General features: G+C 23.0%; 22 protein-coding genes. 18 read left to right on the top strand and 4 right to left on the bottom strand.

What is annotated here, in order from left to right; all coding sequences use genetic code 4:
• Window positions 1-221: 221 nt before the first annotated feature.
• From ACLFO7_RS03455 to ACLFO7_RS03435, 5 genes are all read left to right on the top strand, one after another.
• Window positions 222-2,780, top strand: a complete 2,559-nt coding sequence (locus ACLFO7_RS03455; protein ID WP_412032115.1) for a glucose PTS transporter subunit IIA — start codon at window positions 222-224, stop codon at window positions 2,778-2,780.
• 8 nt (window positions 2,781-2,788) lie between these two features.
• Window positions 2,789-3,454, top strand: coding sequence for a hypothetical protein (locus ACLFO7_RS03450; protein ID WP_412032114.1), 666 nt, complete (start codon window positions 2,789-2,791; stop codon window positions 3,452-3,454).
• A gap of 83 nt (window positions 3,455-3,537) precedes the next feature.
• Window positions 3,538-4,431: a GNAT family N-acetyltransferase gene (locus ACLFO7_RS03445; protein ID WP_412032113.1), complete on the top strand. Its 894-nt coding sequence runs from the start codon at window positions 3,538-3,540 to the stop codon at window positions 4,429-4,431.
• Between the two features lie 14 nt (window positions 4,432-4,445).
• Window positions 4,446-4,808: a hypothetical protein gene (locus ACLFO7_RS03440; protein ID WP_412032112.1), complete on the top strand. Its 363-nt coding sequence runs from the start codon at window positions 4,446-4,448 to the stop codon at window positions 4,806-4,808.
• Window positions 4,809-4,924: 116 nt separating this feature from the next.
• Window positions 4,925-5,635 carry a hypothetical protein gene (locus ACLFO7_RS03435; protein WP_412032111.1) on the top strand — a complete coding sequence of 237 codons (711 nt, stop codon included), beginning with the start codon at window positions 4,925-4,927 and terminating at the stop codon, window positions 5,633-5,635.
• 122 nt (window positions 5,636-5,757) lie between these two features.
• Here ACLFO7_RS03435 and ACLFO7_RS03430 read toward each other — a convergent pair whose 3' ends face one another.
• From ACLFO7_RS03430 to ACLFO7_RS03420, 3 genes are all read right to left on the bottom strand, one after another.
• Complete coding sequence (locus ACLFO7_RS03430) at window positions 5,758-6,639, bottom strand: IS30 family transposase (protein WP_412032033.1); 882 nt, start codon at window positions 6,637-6,639, stop codon at window positions 5,758-5,760.
• A gap of 920 nt (window positions 6,640-7,559) precedes the next feature.
• Window positions 7,560-7,685, bottom strand: a complete 126-nt coding sequence (locus tag ACLFO7_RS03425) for a hypothetical protein (RefSeq protein WP_412032110.1) — start codon at window positions 7,683-7,685, stop codon at window positions 7,560-7,562.
• Between the two features lie 132 nt (window positions 7,686-7,817).
• Window positions 7,818-10,211, bottom strand: a complete 2,394-nt coding sequence (locus tag ACLFO7_RS03420; protein WP_412032109.1) for a DUF31 family putative serine protease — start codon at window positions 10,209-10,211, stop codon at window positions 7,818-7,820.
• 223 nt (window positions 10,212-10,434) lie between these two features.
• Here ACLFO7_RS03420 and ACLFO7_RS03415 point away from each other — a divergent pair, with 223 nt between their 5' ends.
• The 6 genes from ACLFO7_RS03415 to ACLFO7_RS03390 all read left to right on the top strand — a co-directional run bounded on the left by ACLFO7_RS03415 (window position 10,435) and on the right by ACLFO7_RS03390 (window position 19,121).
• Window positions 10,435-11,049, top strand: a complete 615-nt coding sequence (locus ACLFO7_RS03415; RefSeq protein ID WP_412032108.1) for a hypothetical protein — start codon at window positions 10,435-10,437, stop codon at window positions 11,047-11,049.
• A gap of 138 nt (window positions 11,050-11,187) precedes the next feature.
• Window positions 11,188-11,778 (top strand): hypothetical protein, encoded by a 591-nt coding sequence (locus tag ACLFO7_RS03410; RefSeq protein ID WP_412032107.1) that lies wholly within the window; start codon window positions 11,188-11,190, stop codon window positions 11,776-11,778.
• A gap of 3 nt (window positions 11,779-11,781) precedes the next feature.
• Entirely contained in the window at window positions 11,782-14,766 is a 2,985-nt protein-coding gene (locus ACLFO7_RS03405) for a type I restriction endonuclease subunit R (protein WP_412032106.1), read from the top strand.
• A 14-nt stretch (window positions 14,767-14,780) separates the two neighbouring features.
• Window positions 14,781-16,325, top strand: a complete 1,545-nt coding sequence (locus tag ACLFO7_RS03400) for a type I restriction-modification system subunit M (RefSeq protein WP_412032105.1) — start codon at window positions 14,781-14,783, stop codon at window positions 16,323-16,325.
• Complete coding sequence (locus ACLFO7_RS03395) at window positions 16,325-17,920, top strand: DNA/RNA helicase domain-containing protein (protein WP_412032104.1); 1,596 nt, start codon at window positions 16,325-16,327, stop codon at window positions 17,918-17,920. Before ACLFO7_RS03400 ends, ACLFO7_RS03395 begins: the two co-directional genes overlap by 1 nt.
• Complete coding sequence (locus ACLFO7_RS03390; protein ID WP_412032103.1) at window positions 17,904-19,121, top strand: restriction endonuclease subunit S; 1,218 nt, start codon at window positions 17,904-17,906, stop codon at window positions 19,119-19,121. The genes ACLFO7_RS03395 and ACLFO7_RS03390 overlap by 17 nt, the downstream gene beginning before the upstream one ends.
• 41 nt (window positions 19,122-19,162) lie before the next feature.
• Here the strand turns inward: ACLFO7_RS03390 and ACLFO7_RS03385 are convergent, their stop codons facing one another.
• Entirely contained in the window at window positions 19,163-20,311 is a 1,149-nt protein-coding gene (locus tag ACLFO7_RS03385) for a restriction endonuclease subunit S (protein WP_412032102.1), read from the bottom strand.
• 251 nt (window positions 20,312-20,562) lie between these two features.
• Between ACLFO7_RS03385 and ACLFO7_RS03380 the strand changes: the two genes are divergently transcribed.
• The 7 genes from ACLFO7_RS03380 to ACLFO7_RS03350 all read left to right on the top strand — a co-directional run bounded on the left by ACLFO7_RS03380 (window position 20,563) and on the right by ACLFO7_RS03350 (window position 26,274).
• Window positions 20,563-21,846, top strand: a complete 1,284-nt coding sequence (locus tag ACLFO7_RS03380) for a hypothetical protein (RefSeq protein ID WP_412032101.1) — start codon at window positions 20,563-20,565, stop codon at window positions 21,844-21,846.
• A gap of 245 nt (window positions 21,847-22,091) precedes the next feature.
• The gene (gene dcm / locus ACLFO7_RS03375; protein ID WP_412032100.1) at window positions 22,092-23,177 is read left to right on the top strand and encodes a DNA (cytosine-5-)-methyltransferase; all 1,086 of its coding nucleotides are present in this window, start codon (window positions 22,092-22,094) and stop codon (window positions 23,175-23,177) included.
• 8 nt (window positions 23,178-23,185) lie between these two features.
• Window positions 23,186-24,463, top strand: coding sequence for an MAG4270 family putative restriction endonuclease (locus ACLFO7_RS03370; protein ID WP_412032099.1), 1,278 nt, complete (start codon window positions 23,186-23,188; stop codon window positions 24,461-24,463).
• 151 nt (window positions 24,464-24,614) lie between these two features.
• Window positions 24,615-25,124, top strand: coding sequence for a hypothetical protein (locus tag ACLFO7_RS03365; protein ID WP_412032098.1), 510 nt, complete (start codon window positions 24,615-24,617; stop codon window positions 25,122-25,124).
• Between the two features lie 93 nt (window positions 25,125-25,217).
• Window positions 25,218-25,694: a hypothetical protein gene (locus ACLFO7_RS03360; protein ID WP_412032097.1), complete on the top strand. Its 477-nt coding sequence runs from the start codon at window positions 25,218-25,220 to the stop codon at window positions 25,692-25,694.
• 92 nt (window positions 25,695-25,786) lie between these two features.
• Window positions 25,787-25,987: a hypothetical protein gene (locus ACLFO7_RS03355; RefSeq protein ID WP_412032096.1), complete on the top strand. Its 201-nt coding sequence runs from the start codon at window positions 25,787-25,789 to the stop codon at window positions 25,985-25,987.
• Window positions 25,957-26,274, top strand: a complete 318-nt coding sequence (locus tag ACLFO7_RS03350; RefSeq protein WP_412032095.1) for a hypothetical protein — start codon at window positions 25,957-25,959, stop codon at window positions 26,272-26,274. The genes ACLFO7_RS03355 and ACLFO7_RS03350 overlap by 31 nt, the downstream gene beginning before the upstream one ends.
• The last annotated feature ends 51 nt before the right edge of the window (window positions 26,275-26,325 follow it).

Below are 26,325 nucleotides of genomic sequence, written 5' to 3'. Positions count from 1 at the left end.
ATTAATTAACCATAATTGTTTAATTATGGTTTTTTTATTTACATTTTTAAGCATAAATGCATTGAATAAAACAATACAAATATTAAAAAATCAACATATTTAATTTATTGGAATATAATTCAAGAGTAAAGTACTCTTTTTATAAAAATAAATCAATGATAATTTATAGTTTTAATCAAGAGAATATGTTCAGCTTTACAAAATAAAAGAAAGGGGAAAATATGAACACAAGTTTACAAAAATTTGGTATTAAATTTAAAAACTTCTTTGGTTCAAAAAAAGAAAAAAAGAATTCTGGTTCTGCCAGAGAATTTATTGCTAAATTATCTCGTGGACTGATGCTTCCTATTGCAATGCTTCCAATCGCTGGAATTTTTCTTGGTGTTGGTTCTGCAATTGTTAATAATGCAGGTAATGATGCTGGATTAATGTTATTTGGAAACTTCTTAAAAGTTCCAGGTGATGTTATTTTTGGTGCACTACCAGTATTATTTGCAATTGCTATTGCCATTGCATTCACCAAGGATGCAGGTCCTGCTGCTTTGTCAGCTCTTATTGGATTTCTAGTCTTTGCTGGTCTTCAATCTGCATTAGTTCAACCAGTGAATGATAATTCAGGTAATCTTTTAGGATATAATTTACTTTTCTATGGACCAGGTGCTTTAGGAAATGCAAATTTTGGTTTACCTAAATCACTATTTGGTTCAGTATTGGGTATTAACCAATTGCAAACATCAGTATTTGGTGGATTTATAGTTGGTTTTACAGTAGCATTTTTATATAATAAATTTAAAAATATACAATTACCACAAGTAATTGGTTTCTTTAATGGAGTAAGATTTATTCCAATAGTTACATTTCTTACGTTATTTCCAATTACATTAATAGTTTTAATTATTTGACCATTAATTGGAACATTATTTGGTATTATTGGTGGAGCACTAGGTGGTAACATGTATGGATTTAACTCTTTCATTTTTGGATATATTGAAAGAGCATTGGTTCCATTTGGATTGCACCATGCATTCTATTCGCCATTATGATATTCAAATGTTGGTGGGGAATTAAACTTAAATGCATATGCAATCACTTCAGGTGGAGTTGCATTAGCAATTAATGGAGCACAAGCAACTTGATTACAAATTGCTCAACAGCTTGGTGGATATACTGGTGGTTCTCAAGCAGGATCAATTGCTGGTGATCAAACACTATGAGCATTTGCAAATTCTTATTTAGTTGGTAAACAAGTAGAAATTTTAAATGGTAATGGAGCAATACATACTTTAACTTTCTCTGATTTAACAGCTTTACAAGGTATAAGTGGTTTACAACCAGCTAATGGGGCAACAGGTGTAAATATTGGTCAATATTTACAAGGAAAATATCCATTCATGATGTTTGGACTTCCAGCAGCTGCAGTAGCAATGGTTATGGCTGCTCCAAAAGAAAATAGAAAAATGGCAGGTTCAATTATAATTTCAGCTGGATTTACATCATTACTAACCGGAATTACTGAACCAATTGAATTTACATTCTTATTCTTAGCTCCATGATTATTCTGAGGAGTTCATGCAATTTTCTGTGCATTATCATTTGGTTTAATGAATTGAATTGGTTTAGCAGCTGCTGCAGCTGGTAACCCAGGATTAGCGCCTCATATTGGTATGACATTCAGTGGTGGATTATTAGATTGAGTAATTTATGGTGCTATTCAAATTCAATTTGGATCAAATGCTTGATGAGCATTATTAATTGGTTTAGCATATGCACCAATTTACTACTTCTTGTTCTACTTCTTAATTAAGAAGTTTGATATACATACACCAGGACGTGGTGAAAATACAAGATTATTTAATAAACAAGATTTCTTAAATAAAAATAAAGATATTAATTCAAATAATCAACAATTAAATATGAATATTTCTTCAGATCGTGCTTTAGCAATTGAAGTAATAAATGCTTATGGTGGGTTAAGCAATATTAAAAATGTTGATGCATGTATTACTAAATTAAGAATTCAAGTTGATAATCAAGACATAGTTGATGGAGATAAATTAACTCAAGAATTGGGAGCACGTGGTGTTATTAAACCAAGTAAGCAATCAGTATATGCTATTTATGGTGCTCAAGCTGATAGAATTAAAAACGAAATTAATGATATCATCTCTGATGTTAATGAAAATCCAAAACTAAATGATGTTTATTTTGGTGATAATAAAAAATCTAAACCAATTTCACACTCAAAGGATACTACTAGTAATAATCTAGAAGTAAGTGATGAAAAAATAATTATTAAATCACCGCTTGATGGAACTATAGTTCCTATTGAAGAAGTTCCAGATGAAACATTTTCTAAATCAATAATGGGACAAGGTATTGCTATACTTCCAAAAAATGGAAATTTATCTTCTCCAATTAGTGGAAAAATATCATTAGTATTTGATACTGGTCATGCATATACTTTTGAATCTAAAAAAGGAACACAAATTTTAGTTCATATTGGAATTGATTCTATTAATTTAAAAGATAAAGATGGTAAAGAATTAAAACCATTTACACCAAAAGTGAAAACAAATGATTCAGTAAAAATGGGAGATGCAATTGCTACATTTAAAGTTGCACAAATTAAAGAACATGCAAAATCTTTAATTACACCTATTATTGTTTTAGATGAATCACTAAAAGGTAGAAATGTTAAGATATTAAAAACAAGTGGCCAAATAGAAAAAGGTCAACCATTAATTGAAGTTGCTCCAAAAAAGCAAGATGGTAAGAATTAGGAGGATATATGAATAACAAAAGATCTAGTAATTCTTTAAATAAATTGTTTTTAATTTTATCAATGGTTTGAGTTGGAGTAGCTTTATTATCAACACTTCTATTTTTAGGTGCATCTTTAGTAACAAAAGATTTATTGAATATTATTAGGAATGATGGAACAACAGATATGCTTAAAAACTTGGGTTTAAGTACTAGTTATGGTACTTCTAGTGCAAGTTTAAGTGGAATAGGAATTGCTGCAGTATTCTTTTTAGTAATTGCATTAATTTCTTCAATAGTTTTAATTGTTTTATATAGTAAATTTCAACCAAATTTTATTAGTAAAACATATTTCTATTGAACAATTGGCATAACATTGTTTGTATTAATATTTACAACTATAATTGCATTCTTAGGTAGTCCATGAAATATAGATGAAGCTAAAGCTATGGCAGATTTTACTACTGGTAAAAAACCTATTATTGCAAATATGATTACTGTTAATATAAATAACTCAACACAAGAAAGAGAATTTAGTTTAGGTGGTGGAGCAATTTCTATATTATTAGTAGATATTGTATTTGTTTGTGGAATAATAGTTTCTATTGCAAATTTAATTGCAAGATATGTAAAAGCAAACAAGAATGTTGAAAATTTATTTGAAATTAATATTGATCAATTAAACTTACAATAATTAATAAAAACATAAGAGTAAATCTTATGTTTTTTTTATTTGAATAACTTTTATAATTTATTTAGTTCTAGATGGAGGCAATAATGAATAATATATCAGTTAAAGTGTTTAATGATACATTTAAATTAGAAAAAGTAACTACTGAAACATCTAAGCAATTATTTGTTTTACTTGAAAATAATAGAGAAGATTTATTTAATTTTCAATTAGATATGAGTTTAATAGAATCAAAAAATGAATTTTATGAATTAATAAAAAGATCAAAAGAATTTTTTATCATCTCTAAAAATGATCAATTAATAGGATGTGTATATATAAAGAAATGAGGAATTCATGATGAATTATCATTTTGATTAGATAAAGACCATAGAGAAAATAAAATATTTACTGAATTATTATCATTATTTATAAAATCATATGTTTACACTAATAATGCTGACATTATAATATGAGCTGCAAGAAATAAAGCCATTGTTAGTAAAAAATTAGCAAAGAAATTAGGATTTAAAACAGGATTTAGATACAATAGTAAGATAATTGAATTTGATCAAAAGAAAGTTACCCCTGCAGTTTATTTTTATAAATTATATAACACGTCTATTGAACAATTATTGGATACATTAGAAATTAAGGATAATTTATTAAGAGATTTAGAAACATTTTGTATTGATCTTGCTGATTATACATTTAAAAGAAATGACTTCTTTATTAATACTGATTATGGATATTATTACTGAAGTGGATTAGATGTAAGCGAAGATTTAAAGGAAGTATATTTTGTAAATGCAGCAAAAGCAAAATCTATTTACAAAAAAATAATTAAAAAAATAAGTAATGTTGAAGAGTATGTAAATTTATATAATAGTTGCAAAACATTTTATATAGTCTATCATAGTGCATTTAATTCATTCTCAATTATGTTTTTATTACCAAACAAAAAAACTGAATGAATACATTTCAACAATGCGATTATTTAATATAAAATATTGTTATGAAAGTTTATAATATTTTAAATTATTTATTTGTGTTAAATAGTGCTACAGATAATAGTGGTGTCTATGGTGGTGCTCAGCACTGAGTATATTATCTAATAGGAACTATATTTTTAATTTTGGCTATATTGTGTGCTTATGTTGCATATAGATGGAGACACTCTAGAGAAGAAGCTCAAAATTACAATTATAACTATAATGAATTTGTTAGATTTTGACAATTAAATAAATTTGCATTTATGATTTGTTTGACAGTAGTCTTGTTTTTGTGTGCAATAATATTCTTTTTAATGAATAGTGTTTTTTTAAAAAATGTTCCTACAAGTAATCAAACACAAACAATTTTAGTATCAATATTATAACAAAACTAATGTATATCACTATCTTAATAGATAGTGATTTTTATTTTACTGCTTTTTACTTGCTTATTGAAAATGGCAAGTATATAATATTTTTAATTTTAGGAAATATATTAAATATGAAAAGAAAACATAAAAGACTAGTTTCAAAGATGACTTGCTTTTCTGTATTTCCAATATCAATAGTTTTGGGAATACAAAGTAATTTACATTGAGAACAAACAAACAAAAAACCAACATGAGATACAGAAATTGATGTTGATAGTCAAATGCCACAAGAACCAGCTACTAAACCAGCTGAATCTACAAATGAATCAAAATTTGAATGAAATATAAAACCTGATTCATTAGATTCAAAAGCACATTCAAAAGAAAATGCTTTAAAAGTAGAATCTAAATATAATGCATATGATTATAATGATCCCAATGTAAGTATTGGTGAATTATCAGACAGAAGTTATTATTTAGAATTACAAACTTATAAAAAATTATATAATTTTGAATTTAGACAAAAATTCTTTAATTTTAATTTAAGTTTGGACTATTTAACAACTTTAACTAATGGATATTATCCATATTCAAATATTAAAGAAGCATTTGAATATTTTGGACTAACAGTGTCTATGAACTATTATGGACAAGTTGTATCAAATTTTAAACCAGCAAATACTGATAATATTATTTACTTATTTTTGAACACTACAGTTCCTATAGAAAATAAAGGTGATTATCTATTTGAATTAGAACTTGATAAAAATGGAATTCAATATAAAAATCATGGTGATAATTATTATGGTTATTTAATAAAGGTTGAATTATCAAAAATATAAAATATTAATACAGAAAAATCTACAACTATTTAGTTGTAGATTTCCCTGAATGAAATATGAAGTGCAACATCATAATAGCACAACTTATAACTCATAGCCAATAAAATGGTTATGAGTTATTATTACCTTTCTATATAATGTTTATTTATTTCATAACTTGATTTAAAACCAAACATTTTTCTTGGCATGAGGTTTATCCTATTTTGTAGTCTAACTACATCATCATCTGTTAATAAATCAAAGTCTGTTCCTTTTTTATAAAATCTTCTAATAATACCATTAGCATTTTCATTGCTTCCTCTTTGAAATGAAGCATATGGTTCGCAATAATAAATTTTGCAATTTAATCAATAGGCAAGGATTCCTATTTTATTAAACTCAATTCCATTATCTATTGTGATTGTTTTTACTTTTAAATTATTTTGTTCAACTAGTTTTTTAATTGTTGAATTTATTGTAAAAGAATTTTTATTTTTGACTTTAATAATATATGTCATTCTTGTAACTCTTTCTACTAGAGTTAGCAAATTACTATATCCAGCTTTTCTTTTTCCAATAATTAAATCTGCTTCAAAATGTCCATATTCTACTCTTTTTTCTATTTTGGAAGGTCTAGCTCAAAAAGGAAATACATATTTTTCATCAAATTTAGAAAACATACCTTTATGTCTTTTTCTTCCTTTTACATATCCTTTTCTAAGTCTATCTGACCTTTTTAATTTTCATCTATTGGATTTTATTCAATTAAAAACCTGTCTAGAACTTGGTGTTTTGACACAAGGATAATTTTTTTTAATATAATGACAAGTTGCTTCAACTCCATGATCTATTTTTCTAAATTTATCTAAAAATAGATCTGTAAAGCTTTTGTATCTATCAAGATAAAAAGCATGAGAATTTCATTTTCTATTTAAATATTTTTTATGAGCGTTATTAGAATTATATATTCCACAAGATTCATTTCTTTTTAATTCTCTTGATATTGTAGATCTATGTCTATTCAATTCTTTTGCAATTGAGTTTAAAGATCTTTTTCTTGATAGAACATAAATTCAATTATTGCTCTTTCTTTTTCTGATAAATGGTTGTATAACATAGTGGGTGTCTCGCTGTTGTGGAAAACTAAGGGCACCTTTTTCTTTTGTCCTATTTTATGTAAACAAAAAAAATGAAGTGCACATATATTTTACAATATGTGTTGCACTTCATATTTCAATCGAGCAAATCTACAACTATTTAGTTGTAGATTTTTATTAGTTATATTAGTATTTTGTTAATTTAAGATAAATATTTTTATAAATTCCTTTTCACATAGATAAAAAACATAATTTTAAAAAAATAGTTATATTGTATTTATTAATGAATAATATGCACTTCATCAATTAATGCTTCCTCTGATAAATGTGAAAATTTGGATTTTCTTTTCTTTTTTTTCATGACAAAATATCAATCATCAAATTTTCTTGGTGTGAAATATATTTTTCTTTATTGTTAGGAAATTTTAAGTAAAACCAAAAAAAATTTAAAATAAGGCATGCAGATACTATAGCAGTTCTTTTATTACCATTTGAATATGCATGTGCATGAGTAATCTTATTAGTAACTTAGAAACAAATCTTAATTGATTTCTATGTTCAAAATATTTATCAAGCAAAGAATAAACTATACTGTCTATTTTTCCAAGTGTTTTAATGAATACATCTGAAATTAGATTAAAATTATTTTATATAATCTATTTATTTCATTTAATTTAACATTTCAAAAATAAAATTTTATTTTCTTTTCTAAATAATTTGCATTTGTTTGGAATATTATCAACTGTTGAAAAAAGTGTTATTACTTAAGTTTTCATTTAATATAAATATTTTTTCTAATCATATAATTATCATTAGTTATATTAAAAAAATCACTGTTATACAGTGATTTATTTATCTGCAAGAGCTTTTACTATTTCTATAAGCTCTTCATCTAAAGGAGCATTTACAGTTTCATCAAAAAGCTCTTTAAGTTCTTTTTCAGATAAATTTCTTACATTTTTGAAATCAAACATAATAATACCTCCTATGCACTATGTATTATAAATGTTTTTAAAATAAATTTAAATAGATGTTGAAATTATAAATTAATTTTTCCATTATTACATTTTATTTTTGATTTACTTTTATCATGTTAAAAATTTATTTTACAGATTTTGAATTACTGAAAAGCTATTATAAAAATTTTCTCAAATATTGTAATGTGCATCATCATTATTAGATCCATTAAATACGAATGGTAGAAATGAAGGCATTGTATTATCAGGGCTTTGATAAAGGCCATTTCTATTTGAATCATGACCTCAATATATTCCAACAGGAATTATTTTGTCATAATCTACATAGTTATAAGGGTCTTCAAGTTGATAAACAGCAGAACCTGATGCTCCACCAGTTAGTTGAAATTTATTTTCTGGTAATGTTAGGTAATAATAAGGACCACGTAAATCGCTTAAAACAGAACTATTATATAATAAATTAGAATATTCATATCTTGGATTAACATTAGAAATTGAATTAAAATTTACTATTTTAGTTTCTTTTGGCTTTGAACTATTATATGGAATACCTGATATATTAATTCCATTATTTGAGTCAACATTTTTAGCTTGTTTATTTAAATTTAGGAATTTTTGATAAATTGGTTTCTTTACATAATTTGGATTTAGATAGTCAGTATTTGCTCCAAAACTTAAACTTATTTTTACAATAGCCATATCTAAATTGTAATTTTTGCTTGTCCCATTTGTTGTTTTAGAAAATAATTCAATATTATCATTGTTAAAATCATGAATTATTTTGATAGATTTTACATGTGTTTTATCAACAACATTTGGAGCATTTGGAATGTAATTAGGACTGCTTTCATTTAACCCAATTTTAGGATTAACATTTATTATTGCTTGTGCAGTGTTGTTGTTACTATATGAAACTAATTGAAATGGTTCTTTACTGTCTGAGATTGGAAATGTTGAAACATAATTATTTTGATAATAAGTTCTTAATGCTCCAACATTTATATTTCCATTATTTCAATTGCCACTAATATCAGCAACTACATTATCTACAACATGAAGGTTTGTCATTAAATATCAATCAAAATTATTGGCATTTTTATCAACTACATGTCAGCTTCATGCTGTACCTTCTGTGAAGTATTTCCCATCTTGTACACCAAATCTTAATCTAAATGTATTATTTTGTGAAAAATCTTTAAAGTTAGAAAGACTTGAATCATGATTAGTATCTAATGGTTTAAAACCAGATATTTCAAATGAAATTGTTGTTTTATAACTTAGTCTTTCCATAATATAAGTTAAAACAAGAATTGAACTATCATAAGTTGATGGAACTGCTGAAATTAATTGACAAATTCTTCTATCATTACCAAGTGGAATAGTTGTTGGCAATCCAGTAAATCAACTATTTAATTTACCTTCTGTATTTATACTTGATGCATAAGTATTTTTAATTTGATCTACTTTATCATCTTTTAAAGTTATGTTAATTTGTTTAACATAATTATCAATATAATTTTTAGCATCTGTTAATGGATTAATTTTAAAATTACTATCATTAAAAACATACAATGATGAATAATCATTTTTAGTTAATAAAAATTTAATTTCAATGTTTCCATTACCTTTATCAATTGATGAAACAAATTCTGTAACTACTCCATATGAATTGTTATTCATTGGTAAATTATCATAAAACTCTTTAACACTAGATTCATTATTTAAAGTTTCTACTAAAGTATTAGATTTATCTTTTCCACTTCTTACAGATGGGTTTAAACTATTTTGATAATTCAATACTGAATTCTTATCACTGATGTTAGCTTCACCAACTTTAAAGCCATCTTTTGAGAAAGTATATGGTTTTGAATAACTATTAGATGAGATAATATATTTTACTTCTAGTGTTCCACTTTTTACTTCTGTACTCACTACAAATTCAACAACAATTGTTCCATTGTTTGTTGGCAATCCATCAAATAATGCATTCACTTGGTTTTGTGTTTTAATACTAGAAGCAATGATTGTATTTAAACTAGATACTTTGTCTGATTTAATAGTTGGATTTAATTTGTTTATGAAATCTTCAACTATTTTAATATCATTTATTTTATCAACAGCTTTAAATCCAGTAGTTGAAAAACTATATAAATATGAATAATCATTTTTAGAAATTATATATCTTACTTCAAGTGTTTGACTATTAGTACCTTCTTTTGCATCAACAAATTGAACTTCAATTGAGCCATGAGATTTTGGTAAACCATCAAAGTTTTCAATTATTTTTTGCTCATTTGTAAAATATGAAACTTTATAGTCTGAAGTATTACCTTTAAATGCAGGTTTTAGTGAATTAACATAATTTGTTACATCAGTTTTATCATTTGTATTAACACTAGAGTTATTATTTTCAACATTGTTTGAATTAACATTAGAATTAGTTTTACATGAAGTTGCAAAAACTAGTATTGGTGACACTGCTAATATTGAAGCCACATGTCAGATTTTATTTTTTATTTTCATAGCTTACCCCATATAAAAATTATACTATTTTATAATGCTTAATATTGGTATTGTCAAGTAAACAATATTAGTAATAAAAATTATTTATAAAATTATTAAATATGAAAATTAATAATTTAATAGAGTAGTTTTGAAAATATTTTATTTTTATAAAATTTTTCTAAAAAAAACCAATATACTTCGTTTTTATATATAGCAATATAAAATTTATATTTTTCTATCAATGGAGATAAATATAAAAAAGAATAATATGATTTCTAAAATCAATTTAGAAAAGAATGGGATACAATCTGGTGATTTTATTAAAAATCAATTGATTAATTTTATTAAAGAAGCTCATATTTGTAGTGGAGAAGAAATTATTGTTTCTATACAAGAAGATCAAAATGAATTGCAGTTAATTTCAATTTGTGGGAAAATTAAAATAATAAAAGGCAATAAAAATATGAGACCAAATACAAATCAATTAATATTACAACAACTTGAAAAAATTAATAATACAATTGGTAATATAGAAACCAAAATTAATGAGATGGATAATAGAATCAGTAATATAGAAGTCAAAATTAATGAAATGGATAATAGAATTACAGTTATTGAAAATAAAATTGATGAAATGGATAAAAGAATTACAGTTATAGAAAATAAAATTGATTACATGGATAAAAGAATTACAGTTATAGAAAATAAAATTGATGAAATGGATAATAGAATTACAGTTATAGAAACAAAAATTGATTCTATAAATGATGAAATTATTGAAATTAAAGATAGATTAACTAAAATTGAAAGTTGTCCAACTATTAAAAAAGAATTATCGGATATTAATAATAAATAAAAATGAATTGAGTTATATTTTAGCAAACTAAATAATTAGTTTGCTTTTTTATTAACAAATATATAAATTTATAGTAAAAAAAAATATTTTATGTCCATAAAACAAAAAATCATGATAGGATATCATTATGGAGAAAGTATGAATATTATAAGATTATCAGAATTATGTGAAATTTTTATAGGTGTTAATAGATTTAAAACTCAAAATCAATTAAATGATATTGATAAAAGTGAATATGTTTATTCATATAATTTGTATAGACCCTCAACTAACAACTCAATACTAATTTCAAAGGAAAATTACAATTTTGAAAAATGTTATTTTGATAAATCAATAGATGAAAAAAATTTTCTTTTAAAAGGAGATATATTAATGAAATTAGTAATGCCTTTTAAATTTATATTAATAGATGGAACAATAGATATGTTTTTGGCATCATCACAATACTGTATTTTTAGAATTAAAAATAAAAATCTAATTACTCCAAAACAATTATGACTGTACTTAAATATGTATTTTGAAGAAGAGTTTAAGCAGTATATAAATAAAACTTTAGGGATAGCATCTATTAAAACTTCAGACTTTAAAAATAAGTTTATAAATTTAGATAAAGTAAATGATAAAAAAGCTAATTTATTTTATAAATCTAAATTTTTAGATGAGCTGCATAGTAATAGAAAATTATTGCTTGAAAAAATTATTAGTAATTTATGTAATAGAAAGGAATAACATATGTCAGATAGATTAACTAGCGAATATGAAATAGAAACAAAATTATGCAATAAGCTTCTTGAGCTAGGTTATAAAGATAGATCTAATGATATTAATACAATTGAAGCAATTCAGAAAAATATTAAATATCATATTGAAAGATTAAATGCAAATACATCAGGTGGATTAGATGGAAAATCATTAGATGATGATAAATTTTATAATCTTATTTTAAAACCATTTTATAGAAATAGTATTTTTAAAAATGGAAAATTAATAAGAGATAAAATAATGATTTCAAAAGATAGTGGTAATCAACACTATTGATTTAATCTTTTTGATAAAGATAATTTAGATAATAATATATTTGAATTTAGCAGACAAGTTAAACATAAATGCTCAACTTCAAGAGAAGGAAATAGAAGTGATCTTACTATATTTATCAATGGCATTCCAATTGTTCAAATAGAGTTAAAAAGAGATAAAATTGACATTGAAGAAGCTTTTAACCAAATTGGTAGATATAAAAAAGAGTCTTTTGATATCGATAGTCCATTTAAATTAGTTCAAATATTTATTATATCTAATAAAACTAGAACTAAATATTTTGCAAATGCTAATAACATTCAAAAAAAATTTTATTTTGAATGAAAAGACGAAGAAAATAAATGTTTTGGTAATGTTTATGATGTAGCTGCATCCATGTTAAATAAAGAAACATTGTTTAATTTAATCATTAACTATATGATTTTTACTGTTGAAGATAATAATGAAACTATTATGATATTAAGATCATATCAATATTATGCAGTTGAAAGAATTATTAAACATATAAAAGATACAGAAGAACAAAATAAAACTATTATTAATTTAGATGAAAGATCAAAATTAAATGGTTATATATGACATGCAACAGGTTCTGGTAAAACTTTAACATCTTTTAAAGTTGCACAGTTATTAAGTAATAATAAATTTACTAATATAGAAAAATCAATATTTTTAGTTGATAGATTAGATTTAAATGCTCAAACAATAGATTCTTTTAATTTATTTTTAGGTAATGAAAACAAAACTGATGATGTAAAAAGTGTAGATAGTACAGATGAATTAAAAAGACAATTGCTTGAACCTACAAGAAAAATTATTATTACAACTATGCAAAAAATGAATAATTTATTAACAAGAAATAATCGTGAATTTGTTAATAAAAATAAAGAATTTATAAATAGAAATTTTGTTTTTATTGTTGATGAATGTCATAGAACTCAATTTGGTGACATGCATAAAGAACTAAGAAAAGCATTTCAAAAATCAAGATTAATTGGATTTACAGGCACCCCAATTTTCCCATCTAATCAAAAAGATGGAAATACTACTGAAGAAATATTTGGTAAATGTTTGCATAATTATAAAATGGTTGATGCTATTAATGATAGAAATGTATTACCATTTACAATTGAATACATTAAAGGTCCTAAAAAGAAATTAGAACCTGGAGATGATATTGAGTCAGAAGGCATTGAAAAAGATAAAGAAGTTTTTGAAATTGATACAGAAGGTTTTTTCAAAAGTGATCAATATATAAATAAAGTAGTTGATTATATTTACCAAATAAATGAGAAAAAAACATTCAACAGATCTTATAAATCAATGTTAGTTTGTCAAGATATTGAAAGTGCATGCAAATATTATTTTAGATTTAGAGAAGCACATTCTGATTTAAAAGTAGCAGTATTATTTAGCAAAAATAGTAATGATGAAAAAATTAGTGAATCAGATGATGGTCAAGTAGTATATGCTAAAGAAAACTTGAATAGAGTTCTTGAAGCATATAACAAGGATTATGATAAAAGCTATAATGAATTTGATTTCAAGCAATATAGTAGAGATATTCAAAATAATTTAAAAAACAAAAATAATGGTCTAATTGATTTAGTAATTGTTGTAAAAATGTTAACAACTGGTTTTGATGCAAAACCAATTAACACAGTTTATTTAGATAGAAGTTTAAAATCTTATGAATTAATTCAAACAATAAGTCGTGCCAATAGAGTATTTGATTTATCAAAAGATAAAGCTAATATTGTTAGTTTTAGAACATTTAAAAAGAATGTTGATCAAGCGATATCTTTATATTGTGATAATCAATCATTATCTCAAGTTTTTGAAAAAGATACTTTAGATAATTTAATAAAACAAGCAAATTTTGAAATTGAAAAAATTGTTTCTAGATGACCAACAGTTTTGGATATTAAAAATGAAATGAGCGAAACAGCTAAAAAAGATTTTGTAATTGGAATGAAAAAATTTAACAAATTGTATTTAGTTGCAAAAACATTTATTGAATTTCAACAAAAAATGATAGATTGATCAATTGAAACTATTGAAGAATATAGAAATATTCAAAAAGAAATTCATAGATTAACAAAAAGATATAATGATAAAGAATCTGTTTTAAATGAAATCGATTTTGAATTAGAAGTAATCAAAGTTGATGAGATTGATGTTGATTATATTCTTAATGAATTAGATAAATTAAAAACAATCACTGATACAAATGTTTTTGAAATGAATGTACAAAATATTATTGATGAAATTGAAAAAAAAGGTTTAAAGTCCAAAGCAAAATTAATTGAAGAATTTATTCAGAAATGAAAAATGCAAATGATTAATAATGAAATAAGTGAATCTCAATTAAGCGAACATACAGCAAAAATGTATGGTGAATTTAGAATTGAAAAAATGAGAAATAAAATTCTAGAATTTGCTCAAGAAAATAATTTGGACACTACTAATTTAATTGAAATTATTAGCAAAAAAAATATTGAACAAAAAGATTCAATATTATATTCAGAAGAAATAAGAAGAAATGTTTTAAATGATAACAAATTAGGAATAATAAAACAAAGAGAATTAATAAATAAAATTATTGATTTTATAGACAATATTTATAATGATGATTTTGTTGTTAATATCTTATTAAATGACAGTATAAACAGTAATTAATTTAAGGAGAAATTATGTCAAGTTTTGAACAAAAAAATGAATTATACAGTAAGCTGAATGCAATATGTGATGTTTTGCGAAAAACAATGGATGCATCAGAATATAGAAATTATATTTTAGGATTTATTTTTTATAAATATATTTCTGAAAAATTTATTAATTTAGCAAATGAATTACTTGAAGGTGATAATGTAAAGTATTTAGATGTAAAAAATCAAGAAATAAAAGAAGCAACTGATAAATCTTTAAAAGAAACCCTTGGATATTTCATTAAAAAAGAAGACTTGTTTTCAACATGAGTTGAAAAACTAAATAATGGGGAAAATATTCTTTCTAATATCGAAGATGGTTTAAAAAATGTGGAACAATCAACAATGGGATTAGATTCTGAAAATGATTTTAAAAATCTTTTTGGAGATATTAATTTTGCATCATCAAAACTTGGTAATTCTCCAACTGCAAAAAACAATACTATAAAACATATTATTTTAAATTTGAATGAAATTAAATATGGCTTTGATGATGCAAAGATAGATATTTTAGGTGACGCATATGAACATCTTATTGCAAACTTTGCAAGTGAAGCTGGCAAAAAAGCTGGTGAATTTTATACCCCTCAAGAAGTTTCACAAATTTTAGCAAAAATTGTAACATCTAATATGGCAGATAGAAAAATATTAAAAAATGCATATGACCCAACATGTGGATCAGGTTCATTACTATTACAAATTTCTAAATTAATAAAGGTTGGTAAATTATGTGGCCAAGAGGTAAAAGATACAACATTTAACCTTTGTAGAATGAATATGTTTTTAAGAGGAAAAGATTATCATGACTTTGATATAAGACTTGAAGACACTATTTTACATCCACAGCATTTAGATCAGAAATTTGATGTAATAGTAGCCAATCCCCCTTTCTCATTGCCATGAGATGCTCCAGAAAGTTTTTTAAGCGACCCAAGATTTAGTGATTATGGCAAACTTGCACCTAAATCAAAAATGGATTATGCATTTATTCAACATATGATTTATCATTTAGCAGATGATGGAACAATGGCTACAATTATGCCTCATGGTGTTTTATTTAGAGGAGCAGCTGAAGGCACTATTAGACAATATATAATAGAAAAACAAAATTACTTAGATGCAGTAATTGGTTTACCAGCAAATATATTCTATGGAACAAGTATTCCAAGTTGTATTTTAGTATTCAAGAAAAACAGAAAAAAAGATGACCCAATTTTATTTATAGAAGCTAGTCGTGAATTTGAAAAAGGTAAAAATCAAAATAAATTAAGTCAAGAAAATATAAATAAAATTGTAGATGCTTATGCTAATAAAAAAGAAATTGAAAAATACTCTAGATTAGTTAATTTAGATGAAATCAAAGAAAATGAATACAACTTAAACATTACTCGTTATGTAGATACATTTGAGGAAGAAGAAGAAATAGATATTGAAGCAGTTAATAGAGAATTAAAAGAATTAAATTTAAAAATAGCAGAAACAGAAAAAGAAATTGAGGAGATGATTAAGGAATTAGTGGAGTCAAAATAATGAATCTCAATTTTGAAATATTGAATTACTTATTAAATAAATCAAAGTTAAATGACAAATATGACTTTGAATTATTTAAAAAAAATTACAAAGAAATTCTAAAAATTAATTGCTTAATAGATATTGATAAATTTGCAGAAATAAAGAGTATATATGAATTTTTATCTTTGAATGATTTTGGTAATTCAGAATACAGAAAAAAAATAAATTTTTCTTGCCTTGAAAAAGTATTTATCTGTGAAAATGATTTATTTTTTCATTTTTTTAAGGATGAATTAAATATCTTCATAAATGTTGAAATAAAATCAAAAGATGAATCAAATGAAGCGCAACTAAAAAGGCATATGTTACAGTTAAAAAAATATATATTAGGATACAAAAAATGTCTTTATTATGGTGTTTCATATAATCAGAATACAAAAAAAGAAATTGTGTTTGTATTTAATGAAGAAATCAAAAAAATATATATCAATAAAAGTTTTAATAATTTACTTTTACTTCTTGAAACTAATAATTATAATTCACATCATATTCCTTCAAGTTCATGTATTAAGTTAGTAGACACTTTTAATAAAATAAAAGATATTTCAACAAATGATGTAGATTTTTCTAATGCTGAAATAACATTAATAAATAATATAAATAATTCAATTGAATATTTTGATTTTATTATTATTGATGCAGAGGCCGGAGTTGGAAAAACTTTATTTTGCTTCTATTTTTTAGTTGAATTTCTCAAAAAAAATATACCATGTCAACTGTTAATTCATAATTATAGAGTTATGTATAAAATTAAAGAAGCAAGAAATGATATTTTTTTTAAAAATACAAGTTATATACCTGATGATTTATCATTAAAACTTAATTATTTGTTGTTAAAAAGAATTTTGATTGTGGATGAAGCCCAAAAATTAGATTTTGAAAAAATAATTGAGTATAAAAATAAATTTAAAAAAATTATATTATTTGGAGATAAATATCAAAATTTTTGTAATAAAAGGAAAGGCAATGATTATGATAAAATACATGAGTTATTAACTACAAAAGGATATAAAGTTAAAAAAATACAATATAAATGTGATGTAAAAAGAAGATTTTCTCAACATTATCCTATCACAGTTAAATATATTTTAAATGATATTAAATTTAAATTGCCTGATTATATTATAAAAAATGATATAGAAATAAAAGTTTTTAATGATTTGAATGAATTCATAAAAAGTTATAATTTTGAATGAAATAGTTCAAGAAAAATTGCTTATACAATTTATGATAAAAATGAAAATTTGAATTTAATAAAAAATTATAATTTAAAAAATTTTATGAGTAAAGATTTTCCTTTGTTTGCATATGCAGATAATAAAGAGTTGTGTGGAACATCTTATAATTTAATTTCTTTCGAAATTAAAGACATATATATTATTTCTACTCTGAAATATGATGAAATTATTAATAATAAAATTATTTTTAATGATTTTTATACTTTAATGACAAGGGCAAAAAATAAAGTATATTTGTATTTTCATGATTTTGAAACTAGAAAAAAAATTTTAGAAAGAATAAATGAGGTAAAATTACATGAGAAAGACGAATAAATCACAATTATCTCTACCTTTACTAAGATTTAAAGGATTTGAAGGGGAGTGAGACCAAATATTTCTAGATGAAAGTATTGATATAAATACTGGCAAAAAAGATTTAAAAGATAAAAATGATAATGGAATCTATCCTTTCTATGTTAGATCTGAAAATATAGAAAAAATTAATACATATTCATTTAATGGTGAAGCAATTTTAATTCCTGGTGATGGAAAAATAGGAGATATTTTTCATTACATTAATGGTAAATTTGATTACCACCAAAGAGTGTATAAACTATCTAACAAAATTAATAGCAAAATTAATTTAAAATATTTATATTATGAATTCCAAAAGAACATCAAAAAATATCTATTATCTTTTTCTGCTAAAGCAACAGTTGACTCTATCAGATTGCCAATGCTTCAAAAATATAAAATATTTATTCCTGAATTTTTTGAACAACAAAAAATAGCTAGATTCTTTTCTCTTCTAGACAAGCAAATTTCACTTTGGGAGAGAAAATTAGAATTATATGAACTTTTTTATAAATATTATTTAAATAAATTATTATTTAATCATGACAATAATAAATTCCCATTATTAAGATTTAAAGGATTTGAAAAAAATGAAATAATTTTTGATAGATTAATTAATTGATCAAATATTTTTGGAGCTGGAATAGACAAAGTATTCAATGATAATGAAAATGAAGGGAAAATGGTAAATTTTACTGATGTTTTTCATAATGTAAAATTGGATGAGGATTATATATTTAAAAGTTGTACTTTCACTCAAGAAGAGTATAAAAAATATAAAGTAGAAAAAGGCGATATATTGTTAACTCCAAGTTCAGAAGATAAAATAAATATAGGTCTATCTTCTCTAATTAACATAAATGATACTCAATATTTATTATATAGTTATCATTTAAATTTATTAAGAGTTAATGATAGATTACATCCACTATATATTTCATATCAATTAAGAACAGAAAGAGTAAAAAAGTATTTCTATAATGTTTCACAAGGTGTTAGCAGATACACACTGTCAAAAAGTGATTTTGAAAATTTATATATTTTTATACCTTCTCTACCTGAACAACAAAAAATAGCATTTTTTTTATCTTTGATTGATAAATTAATTAATTATTTTTCTGAAAATATATTATTGACAAAAGAGTTAAAAAAAACATACTTAAATAAGTTATTTATTTAAATATGTTTTTTACATAATATTATTTTAAAAACAATTAAATATTAAATAAACATTTTACGTTGATAATATTTTTTTGTTACTCTCATAAATTTTAATTTTTCTTCTAATAATTTTTGAATTTTCATTATATTTGATAAACATTTTTTTATAATATTATTAATTTTTAATTCTTTTACATTTCTACTGTTAAATTCTTGAATTTTAATATTCGAAATATCAGAAAAATTAACATAAGATTGGTTCCCTATTTGAGCTATTTTATGAATAATTCTTCTAAATTCGTTTGACTTAAAATAGTGATAGTATATGTGATTTAAATCACATATCTTATTTCTCATTATCAATGTTCTTTGATTAATATAATAGCTATCATTTGCATCTATTAGTATAACTTTCCCAAGAATATCTAATTTATGTGTTTTATCATTTAATACCATAACTAAGTCATCTTTTTTAGGAATAAATTTTTTATCAAATAATATTGAATTATTGTTTATATAATTTCCATCATTAATATATTCAGAACATGGACTAAAATTTCCTATTGAAATTACTTTATAATTTGTAATGTTATTTGTGAACATTTGTTCACTTGCTTTACCATTAATTAAATCAAATATATTAATAATTCTTGAAAATTTATTAATAATAAATTTAGTAATATTGAATATATAATTTAAATAATATTTATAAAAAAGTTCATATAATTCTAATTTTCTCTCCCAAAGTGATATTTGTTTGTCTAAAAGATAAAAGAATTTAGCTATTTTTTGTTGTTCGGAAAGAGAAGGTATATTTATACTTATTTCTGATATTAAATTTGAATTTAAATTCAACTGTGATCCTGGTTGTCCCAATTTTTTTTCATAGTTGTAGTTTCCTAAAATAATCATTAGAAATTTTTTATCATAATTATCATTAATACTTTTTAATCAAACAAAAGAGTCAGGAAGTCCAACATTTATTTTGTTAATAAATATTTTACCTAGTGTTCCACATATGCTCATAATAAGTTCGCCTGATGGAACAACAATAGTTTTTGATGAACCTAGTTTAGATAAATATTGAGATGTTCTTTCCAAAAAAGTGTTTTTTATATCAGAAATACGTAATCAACCAATATTTGATTCATTTTCAAATCATTTGTCATCATTTATAGGACGAGGAGAAGCACCTCTTTTTACTATCAATATATCCTTAATTTTTCTCTTCTCTCACTCCCCTTCAAATCCTTTAAATCTTAATAAAGGTAGAGATAATTGTGATTTGTTCTACATTTATAAACTTACATATTGAATTTTCACTTTCTAAATTTGTTATCTAATAGAAAAAAATAGTAATTTATTAAAAAAATTTTTTCTGTAAATTGTCATGTATTTATATAAATTTACTTTATTTGTTTTATGGAGTAAAATAAATGTAAATAGATGGCGGTAAACTTATGAAAAAGTGTTTTTCTATTTTATTATCTACTTTAATTATTTCAACAATTCCTATTTTTGCTTCTTCTTGTTCTATAACAAATTCTAAGCAGGAAAATATAACTCCTCCAACAGATGGTGGTGATTCATCTGGAAATCAAGATTCAAAACCATCTGTTAATCCTAATCCTCCTGTTAAACCAGATCCACAACCACCTGTTGATCCAAATCCTCCAATTGAACCAGAACCTAATCCACCAGACACTGGAGAATTATCTATAGATGAACAAATATATAATGCTATAAATTTGATACCAGCAGGTGGAACTTATAACCATAAAGAAATTTATACTAAAGATTTTGCAAAATTTATTAACCTTGACTATAAGGGTAAAGATAAAAACTATAATAATTATTTAATTGTTAATCAAGAAGAATTAAATAAAAAATTTGGTGATGTAATGAAGGATTATGATAATTTTTTAGTTACATTTTCTGAATATGAGAATAAGCGTTTTGATTTTAATAATCCATCTTCACTTAAATTTCAAGTTTCATTTAATAAAAAAGGAACTAAAACTAAAAAGACAGTAATAGTAAATGATTTTAAAATTAATCCTGATTGATGAGGCGCTCTAGATAGAGAACCTATCAAAGTATTAACTACACCATCTGGTTGTACCAGTTACAAGGGAAAATTAGAAAAATTTAAATTTACTGATATACAAGTAACTAGTGAAAATAATTATGTAGATTTATTAAGAAAGACAACAAATGAAGATATAAAATTAAATTTTATGTATCAAGTTCGTTTTGGAATTTATCAAATGTTTAGTGATAATTTTAGTGAAATAAATTATTATATTAAAAATGAAACATCTAGTGGTTTTATAGCTGTTGCAGAAGGAATTATTAAAAATGATAAAAATAATTTTAAGTGAGCAATACAACCTCATAATGGAACAGATGGTTTCTATGGAACAACAAGTGTAAAAACTGGAGATAGAGTTATATATCAAATCGAATCTTACAATAATTTTAGTAAACCAACATTAATCTCAAATGATGTTGGATTAGGTGATTTTACTCATAGTTGACATTGGGATTTTAGTGATAATTGTGAAAACTTAAGAGATTCTAATAATCCTCTTTTTGTTAATGATAAATTGTTTAGGGATTCTTGAAGTCGAGTTAAAAATGTTCAGATAAAATTAGCTATAAATAATCAAGATATTTTTAGTTATCCTCAAGGTATAGCACAATGAAATTTTTATAATTTTGTTTTAAAAAGAAAAAGTTCTTAAATTACATTCTAATAAAAAAGTAGAGAAAATTATTGTTTTCTCTACTTTTTTTGTTAATAATCATTTAATATTTTCCTTTATTTTCTAGAATTATATTTTAAATGATTATTTTTTAATAAATGGAAGAACATTTTTTGTATAGAAATATATTTTTCTAATAAAAAAGTAGAGAAAACAATAATTTTATCCCCAGAAGTGTTAGATTATTTGAATCTTTTGCTGGTATTGGTTCTCAATACAAAGCATTGAAAAATATTTCTAAAAAAAAGAATTGAATAATTGAACATGTAGGTATGTCTGAATGATATATGGATGCAATAATAGGTTATATTGCAATCCATAATTCATCCTTTAAACCAATGAATGAAAAATTAAATCATTTTAATATTAGCTTAGATTCAAAAAAATTAATGAATAGTAATAATAAAAAAATGTTGAAAGAATCAATTAAGTATAGTTATGTAAACTATTCACATAGTCATTTCAATAATATTTTTAATATCAACGATTTATCATTTAAAAATTTTCCTAAAAATATTGATATTTTTACATACTCTTTTCCATGCCAAGATTTAAGTATTCAGGGCTTACAAAAAGGAATTAAAAAAGAATTGAATACTAGGAGTGGACTATTATGAGAGATTGAAAGATTGTTTTTAGAAATAAAAGAAAACTTTAAAGTAGATGAACTACCTAAATATTTGCTTATGGAAAATGTTACTAATTTATTAGGAAAGAAAAATATCAATTACTACAATGAGTGACTTAATCAATTAGATAAAATTGGATATGCATCAAAAACATATGTATTAAATTCAAAGGATTTTGGATCACCACAAAATAGATCTAGAGTATTTTGCTTATCAATAAGAAAAGATTTTATGAAAAAAATTAATTATACATTTAAAGATATTATCCCAATAGAGAATGATTCAATTTTAAAAGATGTTATTGATTTAGACAATAAAAGTAATTTAATAGATTTAAAAAACTACAAAATTACTAATTATACTAAAACAAAAAATGGTGTGATACATAAGAAAATAGAAAATTATACAAAATTTAATAGTGAAAACTATATTTACAGTATTAATGGTAAAGGGCCAACATTAACTGCATCAGGGGCCAATTCTAGAATAAAAATAGAAATTGATAACTTTGTTAGATATATGGATGCTAAAGAATCATTTTTGTATATGGGTTTTGAATTAGATGATTATATTAAAGTAAAAAATACAGGATTATTGTCAAATAACAAGATTATCTTTTTAGCTGGAAATTCTATACCAGTACAATTATTAGAAAAAATATTTGATACTTTAGATTTTTAGGAGATTTTATGCAAAAAATTTATAATGGTTTTTTTGTAGATTTTGTAACAAAGGGATATCTTGATAAAAGAAATAACAATAATTTAAAAATAAAAGGCAAAGCATTTTATTTATATGATGAAAATCTTATTATCTATAAACAATTTATACAAATTGAAAGTGCAAACTTTCGACCTACTGATTCAGAGATGTCAAAGACAAAATATTATAATAGAAAAAGTACGATGATTAGAAGAGAAATATTGGAAAAAATACAAGAAGAAAAAGGGTTTGATAAATCTAAAATTTCTAAAAATGAAAAAATAAAAATAGATATTGATAATACATATATAGATTCAATAAATCAACAATTATTACAACAATATAAAGTGAAATCTTCAATAGATATTTTTTCTGGTAGTAATTCAAGTGGTGCAGAATCAAACCATAAAGCAACTAATGTAATTACATATTATAGTGATTATGACTATACTTCATTAAATTTTACTAATCCATTAAATAATAAAAAAATTTTTATAAAAAAGAAAATTAATTTAAAAAACATAAATCAAATAAATTTAATTTCTTTTCAAGAATTTTTAAGTAAAAGCAAAGTGGCTAAAGAATTAATAATAAAATATAATTTAACAAAAATGTATCTTCTTAATAGTTCTATAGATGATACTGATATTGATATTAATGTGGCAAATAATGATAATAAATTTAATATTAGAAATATATTAAAAACTATAAATGATGATATGAATGAGAATAAAATATTAAATAATGATCCAATAGATTTTTTTATTGAAAAGATTAATGAAAAAATTGATGCATATTGTTATATGAATGATAAATTAATAAATGATAAAATAGAGTTTGAAAAATTTGTTAAAAAATTAAGAGGATATCAAAAAATTGGAGTTCAAATTGAATTACAAAATCTATATGATAAAAATAAGCATTTAGATTCATCTTATTTCGCTAATTTTATAAAAAATATTAATAACCCTCCTAGTGAACACTGTCACATAATTCCAGTTAAAATATCTAGAAAAAATATAAATACTTTAAAAGAAATTTCTGATCCTAATAATTGTTTATTGTTATCACCAACACTTCATGCTCTTTTTGATAAACAAAATATTTATTTTGACATAAATGGTTATTGTTATCAATTGAGAAATAATATACCAATAAATAAAGTTCAATTAAAAAAAGAATTTTTAAATGAAGCTAGAAAAAAATATTTAAATAAGTATTTAAAAATATTTGTTAACAATCATAATGAAAATAATTTTTATTAATTTATTTTACTTAATAAAAAAACTACAAATTATTTTAATATACTAATTTTAATTAAAGAAAATTACAAAATTTTATAATCTTAAAAATTCTTTACGTTTTTATATATGAGGAACTGATACACTTCATATATTTTTTATTTAAGGAGTAAATGTGAAAAATAAAAAAATTGATTTAAATAAAAACGAAACTCAATCTGGATCTTTTAATAAAAAGCAGCTAATAAATTTTATTAAAGCGAGCAACACTTGCATAGGTAAAGATATTTTGGTTCAACATGAATATGTTGAAATTATTGATGACAACAATAATATTCAAAAAGAATTGAATAGTAAATCAATCTGTGGGACAATAGAAATAACTCAAGGAAAACAAGAAATGAAAATAGATAAAACAGATTTAATTCTTCAAGAAATTAGAAACATGAATGATAGAGTTAGCAATATAAATGATGAAATTAGTAATATGAAAAATGATTTTAATGAATTCAAAGTTGAAGTAAGAGAAGAATTCAAAAAAGTAAATTCAAGATTAGACAATGTTGAAAAAGATTTTAGTGAATTCAAGATTGAAATCAAAGAAAAGTTGAAAATAATAAAGAATGACATTAAACATATAAAAAATTGTCCAACAATTAAATCTGAATTAAATATTTCTAAATAAATTAACAAATTTTTATAATTTCAAAATTTCTTAACGTTTTTATATATGAAGGGTTGTTGCACTTCATATATTTTTTATTTTCAAGGAGCAAATGTGAAAAATAAAAGAATTGATTTAAATAAAAACAAAACTCAATCTGGATCTTTTAATAAAAAGCAGCTAATAGATTTTATCAAAGCAAGCAATATTTGCATTGGCAAAGATATTTTAGTTCAACATGAATATATTGAAATTATTGATGCCAACAATAATATTCAAAAAGAATTGAATAGTAAATCAATCTGTGGGACAATAGAAATAACTCAAGGAAAACAAGAAATGAAAATAGATAAAACAAATTTAATTCTTCAAGAAATTAAAAATATGAATGATAGAGTTAACAATATAAATGATGAAATTAAAAATATGAAAAATGATTTCAATGAATTTAAAGCTGAAGTAAGAGATGAATTTAAAAAAGTAAATAATGAAATCAAAAAAGTAAATTCAAGATTAGATAATGTTGAAAATGATATTAATGAAATTAAAAATTGTCCAACAATTAAATCTGAATTAAATATTTCTAGATAAATTATAAATTTTTATAATCTTAAAAATTTTTTTACGTTTATATATATGAAGGATTATCAAACACTTCATATATTTTTATTTAAGGAGTAAATGTGAAAAATAAAAAAATTGATTTAAATAAAAGTGAAACTCAATCTGAATCTTTTAATAAGAAGCAGCTAATAGATTTTATCAGAGCAAGCAACACTTGTATTGGCAAAGATATTTTGTTCAATACAAATATGTTGAAATTATTGATGCCAACAATAATATTCAAAAAGAATTGAATAGTAAATCAATCTGTGGGACAATAGAAATAACTCAAGGAAAACAAGAAATGAAAATAGATAAAACAGATTTGATTCTTCAAGAAATTAGAAACATAAAAAATGATTTCAATGAATTTAAAGTTGAAGTAAAAGATGAATTTAAAAAAGTTAATAATGAAATCAAAAAAGTGAATTCAAGATTAGACAGTGTTGAAAAAGATTTTAGTGAATTCAAGATTGAAATCAAAGAAGAGTTGAAAATAATAAAGAATGACATTAAGGATATAAAAAATTGTCCAACAATTAAATCTGAATTAAATATTTCTAAATAAATTAACAAATTTTTATAATTTCAAGATTTTTTAACGTTTTTATATATGAAG

It is taken from the genome of Malacoplasma muris, assembly GCF_046774425.1.
Classification (GTDB): Bacteria; Bacillota_I; Bacilli_A; order Mycoplasmatales; family Mycoplasmoidaceae; genus Malacoplasma; species Malacoplasma muris.
Note: the sequence above shows the minus strand (reverse complement) of the source record. Positions and strands in the feature narration are given on the sequence as shown.